Source organism: Inhella proteolytica (assembly GCF_016093275.1).
In the GTDB taxonomy this organism is placed as follows: domain Bacteria; phylum Pseudomonadota; class Gammaproteobacteria; order Burkholderiales; family Burkholderiaceae_C; genus Inhella; species Inhella proteolytica.
Genome location: NZ_JAEDAK010000021.1, coordinates 61,352 through 73,549, shown reverse-complemented (window position 1 = coordinate 73,549; position 12,198 = coordinate 61,352). Strand labels below are relative to the sequence as shown.

Below are 12,198 nucleotides of genomic sequence, written 5' to 3'. Positions count from 1 at the left end.
GCGCGGTGAGGCCCAGCGGGTCGGCGCGCGTGGCCTGGCCACGGCCGCGCAGGCCGCCCAGGCTGCCGGCCTCGTGCAGGCGCCGGCGGGCCAGGGCGGCGGCCGGCTGGGCGCCCAGGCGCTCGAACAAGGCCAGCGCGCGCTGCACCTGCTCGGGTGTGCCACCCAGCAGGCTCAGGGCCTGCTCGTAGGGGTTGCCGGCGGCGGCCCAGGCGGTGGCGGCGGCGTCCAGGTCGCCGCGCAGCTCGGCCTCGCAGGGGGCGGCGAGCGGGATCTCGGGCAGCTGGCGCAGCGCGCCCAGGCGGCGCAGCCAGACGGCGATCTGGCCGCTGCGCCAGGGCTCGCCGGCCGCCACGCTGGGCCCCAGCCATTCGCGCGCCCAGCGCAGCAGGGTGTCGCGGCGGCCCAGCAGCCAGGCGGCCTCCAGCGCGGCCACCGGCACCGGGGCGTACCAGGGCCAGGGCTGGAGGCGGCGCTCGCCATCCAGCAGCGCGTTCCAGTAGGCGCGCGCGGTGCGGCCGCCGCCGCCCTTGCGCAGCTGCAGCAGGGCCAGCAGGTGCTCGGCCTGCTGGCGGTCCATGCCGCTCAGCGCTTGCGAGCCGCCTAACAGCTCCTCCAGCTCGGCCTGCGCCTCGGCCCAGCGGCCGGTCTCGCTCCAGCCATGGGCGCGGCGCAGGCGCAGGCGCAGGCTGTAGAGGTCGAAGTCGCGCGCCGCGCAATAGGCCAGGGCCTCGTCGCACAGGGCCGGCCAGCGCGCGTGGTGGCGGTGCACGATCTGGTGCACCAGCAGGTTGGTGTAGGCGCGTGCGGCGGCCTCGGCCCAGCCCAGCTGCAGCGCGGTGCGCAGGCTTTGCTGCAGGCGCGCCCAGGCCTCGGGCAGATCGGCCACGGCCAGTTCGGCGCAGCCCACGGTGTTGAGCGCATGCACCTGGCTGGCGGTGTCGCCCTCGGCCTCGGCCTGGGCCAGCGCGCGCCGTCCCCAGTGCAGAGCCGCGGCCTGGGAGGCATCGAGCAGATGCAGCTGCGCCATCACCGCGTAGGCCATGGCCAGGCCGGCGGGCTGGCCCAGCGCCTCCAGGCCCTGGATGGCGGTGCGCGCGAGCTGTTTGCCGGCCTGCAGCTCACCGGCCAGGAACAGGGTGCGCGCCAGCCGGCTCTGCGCCTGGCCCAGCGCGGCCGGCTGGCCGAGCTGTTCGAACAGGGCCACGGCCTGCTCGAGCGCGCGGCGCGCGGGCTCCAGGGCGTAGAACAGCTCGCATTGCGCGGCCAGCTGCAGCAGCAGCTCGGCGCGCGGCGCCTCAGGGGGTTGCTGGCGCAGCGCCAGGGCCAGCAGGTGCGCGGCCTCGCGGTGGTCGCCGGCGCGGGCGGCTTCGGCCGCGGCCAGCGGGGCCAGGCGTTGCAGCTCGGCGGCCAGGCCGGCGCCTTCGGCGTGGTGCAGACGGCGCGCGGCCGGGGCCTGGGCCAGCTGCTCGAACAGGCGCGCGTGCAGGGCCTGGCGGCGGCCCGGGGGCAGGCTGTCCTCGAAGGCCTGGCGCGCCAGTTCGTGGCGGAAGCCGATGGTCGGGCCCTGTTCGGTCAGCAGGCCGCTGCCCAGGGCCTCGTCGCAGGCGCGGCGCAGGCCCAGCGCGTCCAGCAGCTCGCGCTCCAGCGGCACGGGCGAGACGGCCAGCTGCTCCAGGCCGGCACGGGCCTCGGGCGTCAGGCGACGGCTGCGCGCCAGCACGGCTTCACGCACGGTGGCGGGCAGGGCCTGCGGGTCCGAGGCCAGCCATTCGTGCAGCAGGAAGGGGTTGCCGCGCGTGAGCCGGTACACGCCCTGGGGCTTGCGGCCGGCGGCACGCACGGCCTGCGCCACCGCGGCCTCGGACAGGGGCTGCAGCGCGACGCGCGTGCAGGCCGGCAGCCCGGCCAGCACGCCGTGCAGCGCATGCTCGGGGCCAAGCTCGTCGTCGCGAAAGGCCAGCACCAGCAGCACGGGCAGCGCTTCGATGCGCCGGCCCAGGAAGCGCAGCAGGTCCAGGCTGGCGCCGTCGGCCCATTGCAGGTCGTCGACGCAAAGCACCAGCGGCTGGCTGCGCCGGCGCAGCCAGGACAGGGCCTCGGGCATCACCTCCTGGGCCGGACGGCCGCGCGCGATCAGCTGGCCCAGCGAAGGCGGTAGGGCCTCCAGCCAATCCAGCAGCGGCCCCCAGGGCGAGGGCGAGAGCAGGGGCTCGCACAGCCCGTTCAGCCACTCCAGCCCGGCCGGCGCCTGGGCCTGGGCGGCGCGCAGCAGGCTGGTCTTGCCCACCCCGGCCTCGCCGGCCAGCAGCAGGCAGCGCCCGCCACCGCCGCGCAGGGCCTGCAGCTGCTGGTGCAGCAGCTGCAGCGGGGCGTCGCGTTCCAGCAGGGCAGGGACAGGCATGGGGCATTGTGGGTGCCTCCGCTGCGCGGGGTTTCAGGGCATGCGCTTGCTCAAGAACCAGGGCCAGAGCAGGTCCGGCATGTAGTTCGGGTAGCGGTGGGTCAGGTCCTTCACGATGGCGACGTAGAACTCGTTGCCCGCTGCGGGGTTGAGGGTGCTGGTGGCGTAGCGGTAGACGCTCATGTCATCGCCGAACAGGCGGGTCTGCTGCCAGGTGTAGGGCGTGTCCGCCAGGCTGAGCGCCACGCGGTACTTGCCGGTCAGGCTGGCATAGAAGGGCACGGCCGTGAGGTCGGACGTCAAAGGAATCACCCCGCCAGGGATGGCCCAGGTAAAGCGGTCATCCTTCTCGCCGACCATGAAGATCATGGACATGGGCCGCGGCGCCGGCGTGGCCAGGCTGTCATGCAAGGTGCCTGCATTGGCGGCGGCGGCGGCCACCAGGTCCGAGGCTTCGCGCATCAGACGCGAGCTCATTTGGGCGCCGTTGGAAAAGCCGCTCACATAGATGCGCTTGGGGTCGGCCGCGTGGTTCGCCGTCACGTCCGCCACCATGGCGCGGAAGAAGGCCATGTCGTCGGCCAGCGGGTGGTCCACGGCGGCGCGGGCCTCGGCCGGCAGCGTGGCGCGCTGGGCCTCGGTGCACAGGGGCTGGGTGGCGCTGCCCAGTTCGCCGCCGGCCCATTTGGTGGGCGTCTGGCGCTCGCTCTCCTCGATCAGGCCGTCGTGGTCGTCGTCCTCCAGATAGCAGTGGCGCAGCGCGGTGGGGAAGACGGCAATCAGGCCCTCGGAGTCGGCCTTCTCGCGCCAGCCCGATTTCTCGTAGAACTCGGCGCCGGTGCCGGTGGTGCCGTGCAGCATGAAGACGGTGGGCGTGTCCACCTGGCCGCGCGCCTTCCAGGGCAGGTAGACGATGTAGTGGCGCGTCAGGCCGGCAATCACCACCTGCTTGTGCAGCGTGAAGCCGCAGGCGCGCGCGGTGGCGGCGCAGAAGTCGGCCAGGCTGACCACGCGCACCGGCGCGCCCAGGCTGTTGACCACCGGACCCATGGCGTAGATGTCGGAGCCGTCGAAACCGACGCAGTTGTTGGTGGCGGCGTAGCAGCGGTAGTGGATGCTGCCGCTGCGCTGCGTGCTGACGCTGCTGCTGGCCGGGAAGAACTGCGGGTACAGCTGCTCGATGGCGGGCAGCAGCCAGACGGCCTCGTTGATCAGGTCGTCCGAGAGCGTGAAGCGGGCCTGGCGTTGCGGGCCGGCGCTCGCGTTCGCATCCGGCGGCGCGGTGGTTTCACCGCCGCCGCAGCCGGCCAGCAGCAGGACCAGGGTCCAGAAGGAAGTTCGTGTCCAGTGCGCCATCGCGGGCCTCCGTGCGGGTGCGCCCGCCGGGCTGGCAGGCCATGGCGGCAGCGTAGGAAGGCGGGGCCTGTGGGGTGCGCCGGCCGGCCCGTGGTTTAGCCGCGCGGCCTACTCAGTTTTGCTCCGGCCCGTTTCAGCCGCGCTGGCGGTAGTCCTGCGGCGTCATGCCCATCTGGCGCTTGAACAGGGCGATGAAGGCCGCCGCCCCGCCGTAGCCCAGGGCCTGGGCGATGGACTGCAGCGGTTCGCCGGCGCGCAGGCGCGGCAGCGCGCGCACGGTGCGCAAGCGCGAGCGCCATTCGGTGAAGCCCATGCCCAGCTGCTGCTGGCAGCGGCGCTGCAAGGTGCGCTCGGTGCTGTGCAGCTGGCGCGCCCAGTCGGCCAGGCTGCGCGGGTCGGCGGGGTTGGCGTGCAGCGCCTCCAGCAGCGGCAGGAGCAGGGGATCCCGGCTGCCGGGCAGGTAGCTGCCGCTGGGCTGGGCCTCGTGCAGCAGGTCCAGCGCCACCTGCAGCTGGCGCGCATCGGCTGGGCGCGCCGGCTCGGGTGGGCGCTCGCGCCAGCGCTCCAGCAAAGCGCGCAGCAGCGGGTCCACCGTCAGCACGCAGGCCTGGGCCGGCAGCTGCGCGCACAGCGGCGCGGCCAGGTAGAGCGAGGCATGCACCACCGCCTGGCGGTTCAGGCCGCGGTGCTCCAGCTCGGGCGGCAACCAGGCACCACACAGCGGCGGCACCAGCAGCTGGTGGCCGGCGAACTGCAGCTCCAGCACGCCCTCGTACGCGTAGACGAATTCACCCCAGGCATGGCGATGGCGCGGATAGCTGGCCGGGGCGCTGAGCGTGGCGGCCCGGAACACGATCTGCGCCGGCAGGGCGTCGCGGTAGGGCGTGCTCAGCGTGGCGGCGGGGGTGGGACGGGCTTTCATGCGGTGGCGCAGCGGCGACAGCGATTGTCGTGTTCGATGAACTGGCAGTGAACCCGCCACACCAGAATCGGCCCCATGTCGACCCTGCACCGCCCCCTGGACGCCCGCGCCATGGCCATCATGAGCCTGCTGTGCCTGATCTGGGGCTTCCAGCAGATCGCCCTGAAGGCCACCGCGGCCGACATGGCCCCCACGCTGCAGATCGGCCTGCGCTCGGGCCTGGCCGCGCTGCTGGTGCTGGGCTGGATGCGCTGGCGTGGCGAGCGCCTGCACTGGCGCGAAGGGCAGTGGCGCGCCGGCGCCCTGGTGGGCGGGCTGTTCGGGCTGGAGTTCATGCTGGTGGGCGAAGGCCTGCGCCACACCAGCGCCGCGCACATGGCGGTGTTCCTCTACACCGCGCCGGTGTTCGCCGCCCTGGGCCTGGCCTGGGTGCAGCGCAGCGAGCGCCTGCACCCCGTGCAATGGGCGGGCATCGGCCTGGCCTTCGCCGGCATGGCGCTGGCCTTTCTGGGGCGCGGTGAAGCCGTGAACGCGCAAGTGCTGTGGGGCGACCTCTTGGGCCTGCTGGGCGGTGCGGCCTGGGGCGCCACCACGGTGGCGGTGCGCGCCAGCCGCCTGGCTACGGCGGCGCCGGCGGAAACGCTCTTCTACCAACTCAGCGGCGGCTGCCTGCTGCTGCTCGTCACCGCCCTGCTGCTGGGCCAGACGGACGTGCAGCCCAGCGCCCGTCTGGCAGCCAGCCTGGCTTTTCAGACCGTGATCGTCTCCTTCATCAGCTACGGCGTGTGGTTCTGGCTGCTGCGCCAGTACCTGGCCTCACGCCTGGGCGTGTTCAGCTTCCTCACGCCGCTGTTCGGCGTGGGCTTTGGCGTCTGGCTGCTGGGCGAAGCCCTGGAGCCCGCCTTCCTGGGCGGTGCGGCGCTGGTGCTGCTGGGCATCACGGTGGTGAGTGCGCAGCCGCTGCTGATGCGGCGGGTTCAGGTTTCCTGAGGCACCACGCCCGGCCAGATGGCTGCGACGGACTGCAGCACCTGGCGCAGTTTGAAAGGCTTGAGCAGCAGACGCTGCACCTGCAGGGCCTGCAGGCGCAGCGCCAGCTCGGTGTCGCAGCGCTCGGCCAGCACGATCACCGGCAGGCGCGCCCGCGCGGGCTGGGCATCGGTGCGCAGCAGGTCGATCAAGGCCAGCGCCTCGTCCACCTCGCCGTCAAGTGAGATCACCAGCGCCTCGGCGCCCAGGCGCAGCAGCTGCTCGCGCGCCGGCTGCACGCGCAGGAACTCGTCCACCGCAGCGATGCCCAACTCGCGCAGCACCGCGGCCAGGGTGCGGCGCCACAGCATCTGCGGCTCCACCAGCAGCAGGCGGCGCGGCGTCATGCGCTGGCCTCGTCGCTGCGGCGCTGCAGCTCCTCCACCACCAGGTCACGCAGCGCGCGCAGGATGCCGCGCTCGTACACATCCAGGCGGCGCGGCTGCGGGTCGGCCAGGCAGAGCGTGCCGACCACCGCGCCATTGGCCAGGCGCAGCGGCGCGCCGGCATAAAAGCGCACCGGGGGCTCGGCCAGGGCCAGCGGGTTGTCATGGAAGCGCGGGTCCTGGCGCGCGTCTTCCACCTCCATCAGCTCGTCGCCCAGGATGGCGTGGGCGCAGAAGGAAAGAGCGCGTGGCAGTTCGGGCACCGGCGCACCGGCGCAGGCCTTGCTCCACTGGCGTTCGGCGTCCACCAGATTGACCAGCACCTGCGCCACCTCGAACTCCTCGGCCGCGAAGCGGCAGATGCGGTCGAAGCGCTCCTCGGGCGGGGTGTCCAGGATCAGCAGCTCGCGCAAGGCCTGCAGGCGCGCGGCTTCGTTGGCGGGGATGGGGGCGGCTTGCATGGCAGTGCGGGCAAAGGCGGGGTCAGCGTAGCAGTGGCGGCGGGTATCGTCAGGCCCAACACGTTATGGCCACGCCCCACCGGACCCCCCTCTCCTCGCAGCTCTGGGCGCTCGGGTTGTGGCTGCTCGGCCTGCTGCTGACGCTGGCGCTGGCTATGCAAGTGCACCGCAGCAACGAGCGCGCCGCGCAGCAGCGCTTCGACCGCGTGGTGGACGAGCTGGCGCGTGGCGTGCAGGAGCGCTTCGGCTTGTATGAATCAGGCCTGCGCGGCGCACGCGGCGCAGCGCTGGCGGCCGGCGGCATCGGCCTGCCCAGGCAGGCCTTCGCCGCCTACGCGAACAGCCGCGAGCTGGAGCGCGAGTTCCCCGGCGCGCGCGGCTTCGGTCTGATCCAGCGCGTGCCGCGCGCCGAGGAGGCGCGCTTCGTGGCCCAGATGCGGGCGCAAGGCCTGAGCGATTTCTCGGTGCACGAGCTGAGCCCCCATGGCGAGGAGCGCCTGGTCATCCGCGCCGTCGAGCCCGAGGCCTTGAACCGCCAGGCCCTGGGGCTGGACATCGCCTCGGAACCCAACCGCCGCGAGGCCGCGCGCCAGGCCGCGCTGAGCGGCGAGGCGCGGCTCACCGCCCCGCTCACGCTGATGCAGGCGGCCGAGAGCCCGCACCGCGGCTTCCTGCTGCTGCTGCCGGTGTACACCGACGGCGCCGACCTGCGCACCCCCGGCGCGCGCGAGCGCGCCACGCAGGGCTGGGTGTACGCGCCGCTGCTGGCCGACGCCGTGCTGCGCAGCCTGGGCGCCGGGCTGGACGAGGTGCACATCCGCCTGGTGGACCAGGCCGAGCGCAGCCCCTTCTTCCGCACCGATGCCGAGGGCGAGCGCAGCGGCACCGGCCTGAGCACGCAGCGCGCGCTGCGCATCATGGGCCGCAGCTGGCAGCTGCAGGCCGATGCCCAGCCCGCCCTGCTGGCCGCGGCCCAGCCGCGCAGCCCGGCGGCCGTGCTGGCCATCGGGGTGGCGCTGAGCAGCCTGGGCGCACTGCTGCTGGGCGTGCTGACACGCCAGCGCGAGCAGCAGCTGCAGGCCCTGGGCCTGCCCGAACGCGAGGCTGCGCGCCCGCTGCGCGCCTTTGCCACCAGCCGCCTCACGCTGGGCGCCCTGCTGCTCTGGCTGCTCGGCGTGATGGCCTATGTGGCGGTGGCACAGAGCGAGATCCGCGCGCGTCGCGCCGCCGAGCTGGCCCGCCATCTGCAGGAGCAGGCGCGGCAGCTGGTGACGCAGCGCGAGCAGCAGCGCGAGGCACGCCGCAAGGTGCTGGCCTTTCTGAGCGAGACCCCCCCGGTGCTGGGCCTGTGGCGCGCCCAAGCCACCGGGGTGGACCCCCTCGATGGCTCGGACCGCGCGCACTGGCAGCGCCGCATGCAGCAGATCTTCAGCGCCCATCTGCGCACCGCCCCGGAGGTGCAGAGCCTGAGCCTGCGCTACCTCGACCGCCCCGCCAGCGAGGGCCTGAGCGTGCAGCGGGTGGACGGCCAGCTGGTGGCACGGGCCGGTGCCCTGATGAACGGGCCGGACCCGAACCCGCATCTGGCCCTGGCGCTGCGCCAGCCCACCGGCACCCTGTACATCGCCTCGCCCCGCGCCAGCGCGCCCGGGCCGGATGGCCGCCCGCGCTGGTCCTACGAGGCGCTGCTCGCCGTGGACGGCCCGCCCGGCAGCACGCAGGGCAGCCCCGTTGCCATGCTGAGCGTGGTCATCGACCTCGGCGAGCGCCTGGAGAGCCTGCGCAGCCAGCTGCCCGCAGGCGAACAGCTCTACGTGCTGGACAGCCAGCAGCAGCTGGTGCTGGCGCCGCCCGGGCTGCGCGCGCCGACCCCCGTGGGCGAGCTGCTGCGCTGGCCGCAGGTGTTCCGCAGCGTGGCCTCGCCCTGGGTGGACGCCGAACCCGCGCTGCGCGCCTGGGCCGGGCCCACCGGCACCCTGCTGCTGGCGCAGGCGATCTACCAACCCAACCAGCGCAGCGACGAGGCCGAGCAGACCCTGCTGCTGGGCCAGCCGCAGGACCTGCTGGACCAGGAGGTGCGCAACGAGCTCGGCCAGCGCCTGCGCATCCCGCTCGCGCTCGGCCCGGTCGGCCTGCTGCTGCTCTACCTGCTGTGGACGGCCAATGAACGCCAGCAGCGCATGCGCGCCGAACGCCTGCGCCAGGCGCGCGTGCTGGATCAGTCACGCGACGCCTTCATCGGCCTGGACGGCGAGCAGCGCATCCGCAGCTGGAACCAGGGCGCGCAGGCCCTGTTCGGCTGGCAGGCCGACGAGGTGCGCGGCCGCGCGCTGGCCGAGCTGCTGCACGCCGAAGCGCCCTGGCCGCAGCCGCAGGACCCGGCCTGCCGCTTCGAGACCCGCGTGCGCCGCGGCAGCACCGACACCGCCGAGCCCCTGGAAGTGGCCGTGGACTGGACCCCGCTGCAGGGCGAGGACGGCGACGGCAGCCTGACCCTGCGCGACATCGGCCAGGAGCGCGCCGCCCAGCGCCGCGTGCTGCAGCTCAATGCCGAGCTGGAGGGCCAGGTGCTGGCGCGCACCGCCGACCTGCTGCACGAACGCGAGCGCCTGGCCAACATCCTGGAAGGCACCCATGTCGGCACCTGGGAGTGGAATGTGCAGACGGGCGAGACCCGCCACAACCCGCGCTGGGCCGAGATGCTGGGCTACACGCTGAACGAGCTGCAACCCATCGACCCCGAGCGCATGGAGGCGCTCACCCACCCGGACGACCGCGCCACGGCCCGCCAGCTGATGCAGGCCCATCTGCGCAACCGCGACTCGCTCTACGAAGTCGAGCTGCGTCTGCGCCACCGGGAGGGGCGCTGGGTCTGGGTGCTTTCGCGCGGCCGTGTGCTGAGCTGGACCGAGGACGGCCGCCCCGAGTGGATGTACGGCACGCACCAGGACATCACTGAGCTCAAGCAGGCACAGCAGCGCCAACAGCGCGCCGCACGCCTGCTGCAGCAGGTGCTGGCTGCGGCCACCGAGGTCTCGGTGATCGCCACCGACGCCGAGGGCGTCATTACCGTCTTCAACCCCGGCGCCGAACGCATGCTGGGCTACCGCGCCGACGAGATGGTGGGGCAGCAGACCCCGGCCATCCTGCACCTGCCCGAAGAGGTGCAGGCGCGCGGACGCGAGCTCAGCCAGGCGGCCGGGCGGCCGGTGGAGGGCTTCCGCGTCTTCGTGCACCTGCCCGAGCAACAGGGTTCGGAGCTGCGCCGGTGGACCTATGTGCGCAAGGACGGCAGCCGCCTGCCTGTGGCCCTGGCGGTGACGGCGATGCGCGACGAGGCCGACCACCTGATCGGCTACCTGGGCATCGCGCTGGACATTTCCGAGCGCCTGCATGCCGAACAGACCCTGCGCGAGGCCAAGCAGGTGGCCGAGGCCGCCAACGCCGCCAAGAGCCTGTTCCTGGCCAATATGAGCCACGAGATCCGCACGCCCATGAACGCTGTGCTGGGTGTGGCGCACCTGCTGCAGGACACGCCGCTGGACGCCGAGCAGCGCACCCTGCTGGGCAAGCTGCAGCTGGCCGGGCGCTCGCTGCTGGCCATCATCAACGACGTGCTGGACCTGGCCAAGATCGAGGCTGGCGAGCTACGCCTGGAACGGCTGCCATTGCGGCCGCAGCAGCTGCTCGACGAGGTGCGTGCCCTGATGGAGCCACAGGCCCAGGCCAAGGGCCTGGCCCTGCACACTGAGCTCGACCCGGCCATGCCGGAACTCATCAGCAGCGATCCGCAGCGCCTGCGCCAGATCCTGCTCAATCTCAGCAGCAACGCCATCAAGTTCACTGCCCAGGGCGCGGTGCGCCTGCGCGCCCGGCTGGAGGCCGACGCGGCGGGCGCCGAGTGGCTGTGCTGGGAGGTGCAGGACAGCGGCATCGGCATCGCCCCCGAGGCCCAGGCCCAGCTGTTCCGCCCCTTCGTGCAGGCGGATGCCTCCACCACACGCCACTACGGCGGCACCGGCCTGGGCCTGGCCATCGTGCGCGAACTCAGCGAGCGCCTGGGCGGCACGGTGAGCCTGCGCAGCCAGCCCGGCGAGGGCAGCTGCTTCACCGTGCGCCTGCCGCTGCAGCGCGCCGAGGCCAGCAGCGCCAACGGCGGGCTGCGCGTGCTCATCGTCGAGGACGAGGCCGCCCAGCGCGAGGCCCTGGCCGCGCAATGCCGCAGCCTGGGCTGGCAGATCGAGGCACTCGACAGCGGCGAGGCCCTGCTGCAGCGCCTGGCGCAGCCCGGCCCGGAGCCCGACGTGCTGCTGTTGGACTGGCAGCTGGGCGAAGGGCCGGACGGCCTCAGCACCCTGCAGCAGCAGGTGCAGAACCAGGGCGCCGACAGCCTGCCGGCGGTGCTGGTGATCAGCGCCGCCGCGCCCGAGCACCTGCGAGCCGCCGCCGGCTCGGAGTGGGCTGACGCCCTGCTGCACAAGCCCGTGCAACCCTCCGAGCTCTTCAACGCCGTGAACCGCGCCGTGGTGCGCCGCACCGGCAGCCTGGAGCGCGTGCTGCAGGCCACCCGCATCGACGCCCTGGACGCCGCCTGGCTGCCCGGCGTGCGCGTGCTGGTGGTGGACGACAGCGAGCTCAACCGCGAGGTCGCACAGCGCCTGCTCGGCCGCGAAGGCGCGCTGGTACAGACCGCCGACGGCGGCGCGGCCGCGCTGGCCCTGCTACAAGCGAGCCACCCGCCGCCCTTCGATGCCGTGCTGATGGACGTGCAGATGCCCGGCATGGACGGCCTGGAAACCACCCGCCGCCTGCGTCAACTGCCCGGCGGGGCCGAGCTGCCGGTGCTGGCGCTCACCGCCGGCGCGCTCGAAGAGGAACGGCAGCGCGCCCTGGCCGCCGGCATGGACGGCTTCCTGACCAAGCCGCTGGAGCCCGCCCAGCTGGTGCGCAGCCTGCGCCAGAGCGTGGAGGCACGCCGCCGCGAGCCGCTGGCCGCCGCCCACAGCCTGCGCGCCGAGGGCAGCCAGGCCGCCACGGCCGACTGGCCAGAGATCGCCGGCATCGACCGCGCGCAGTCCCAGCTGCTGATGGGCGGCCAGCGCGAGCTCTTCCTGCAATCGCTGCGCCGCCTGCTGGACGAGCACCTGCCCGCGCTGGAGGCCTGGCAAGGCGGCGGGCTGGACGAAACGGAAGACGAGCGCAGCGCCTGGCTGGCGCGCCTGCACAAGCTGCGCGGCTCGGCCGGCCAGATGGGCGCGCGCGGCCTGCATGCCGCCGCCAGCGTCGCCGAACAGGCCCTGCGCAGCAGCGCCCCGACCCTGCCCCAGCAGCTGCAGGCGCTGCGCCAGGCGCTGCAGGCCCTGGCCCAGGCGGCCGCACCCGCGCTGCAGGCCGCCGCGCAGCGCCGCCCGCAGGCCAGCGGCCCGCCCCCCGAGGGCCCGGCCTGGCAGGCGCTGCTGGGCCAGCTGCGCGCCAACGACCTGGAAGCCCTGGCCGACTACCAGCGCTTCCTGCCCGGCCTGGCGCAGGCGCTGGGCGCAGAGCGCGCCGAAGCTTGGGAGCAACAGGTCGCCAATCTGCAGTTCCCGGCCGCGTTGCGCCTGCTTGAAGAAGCCGGCTTCGCCTCACCGGATCGGTGAA

The 12,198-nt window shown here is 73.8% G+C and carries 7 protein-coding genes; 2 read left to right on the top strand and 5 right to left on the bottom strand.

What is annotated here, in order from left to right; all coding sequences use genetic code 11:
• The 3 genes from I7X39_RS23750 to I7X39_RS20970 form a co-directional block, all read right to left on the bottom strand.
• Nucleotides 1-2,404: ATP-binding protein (locus I7X39_RS23750; protein ID WP_198113239.1), on the bottom strand; the 2,404-nt coding region annotated here is incomplete at its 3' end.
• Nucleotides 2,405-2,437: 33 nt separating this feature from the next.
• Complete coding sequence (locus I7X39_RS20975) at nucleotides 2,438-3,760, bottom strand: CE1 family esterase (protein WP_198113237.1); 1,323 nt, start codon at nucleotides 3,758-3,760, stop codon at nucleotides 2,438-2,440.
• 133 nt (nucleotides 3,761-3,893) lie between these two features.
• Nucleotides 3,894-4,682, bottom strand: coding sequence for an AraC family transcriptional regulator (locus tag I7X39_RS20970; protein WP_198113235.1), 789 nt, complete (start codon nucleotides 4,680-4,682; stop codon nucleotides 3,894-3,896).
• Nucleotides 4,683-4,757: 75 nt separating this feature from the next.
• Here I7X39_RS20970 and I7X39_RS20965 point away from each other — a divergent pair, with 75 nt between their 5' ends.
• The gene (locus I7X39_RS20965) at nucleotides 4,758-5,672 is read left to right on the top strand and encodes a DMT family transporter (protein WP_198113233.1); all 915 of its coding nucleotides are present in this window, start codon (nucleotides 4,758-4,760) and stop codon (nucleotides 5,670-5,672) included.
• Here I7X39_RS20965 and I7X39_RS20960 read toward each other — a convergent pair.
• Nucleotides 5,660-6,058 (bottom strand): ANTAR domain-containing protein, encoded by a 399-nt coding sequence (locus tag I7X39_RS20960; RefSeq protein ID WP_198113231.1) that lies wholly within the window; start codon nucleotides 6,056-6,058, stop codon nucleotides 5,660-5,662. The two genes, I7X39_RS20965 and I7X39_RS20960, sit on opposite strands and share 13 nt — an antisense overlap.
• Entirely contained in the window at nucleotides 6,055-6,558 is a 504-nt protein-coding gene (locus I7X39_RS20955) for a GAF domain-containing protein (RefSeq protein WP_198113229.1), read from the bottom strand. Before I7X39_RS20955 ends, I7X39_RS20960 begins: the two co-directional genes overlap by 4 nt.
• A gap of 65 nt (nucleotides 6,559-6,623) precedes the next feature.
• Here I7X39_RS20955 and I7X39_RS23745 point away from each other — a divergent pair, with 65 nt between their 5' ends.
• Nucleotides 6,624-12,197: a CHASE domain-containing protein gene (locus I7X39_RS23745; RefSeq protein WP_198113228.1), complete on the top strand. Its 5,574-nt coding sequence runs from the start codon at nucleotides 6,624-6,626 to the stop codon at nucleotides 12,195-12,197.
• Nucleotide 12,198: the final 1 nt, after the last annotated feature.

Bases quoted from the DNA above. Each gene is read 5' to 3' on its own strand.
- I7X39_RS20975 (WP_198113237.1), bottom strand. From the start codon at position 3,760: ATGGCGCACTGGACACGAACTTCCTTCTGGACCCTGGTCCTGCTGCTG.
- I7X39_RS20970 (WP_198113235.1), bottom strand. From the start codon at position 4,682: ATGAAAGCCCGTCCCACCCCCGCCGCCACGCTGAGCACGCCCTACCGC.
- I7X39_RS20965 (WP_198113233.1), top strand. From the start codon at position 4,758: ATGTCGACCCTGCACCGCCCCCTGGACGCCCGCGCCATGGCCATCATG.
- I7X39_RS20960 (WP_198113231.1), bottom strand. From the start codon at position 6,058: ATGACGCCGCGCCGCCTGCTGCTGGTGGAGCCGCAGATGCTGTGGCGC.
- I7X39_RS20955 (WP_198113229.1), bottom strand. From the start codon at position 6,558: ATGCAAGCCGCCCCCATCCCCGCCAACGAAGCCGCGCGCCTGCAGGCC.
- I7X39_RS23745 (WP_198113228.1), top strand. From the start codon at position 6,624: ATGGCCACGCCCCACCGGACCCCCCTCTCCTCGCAGCTCTGGGCGCTC.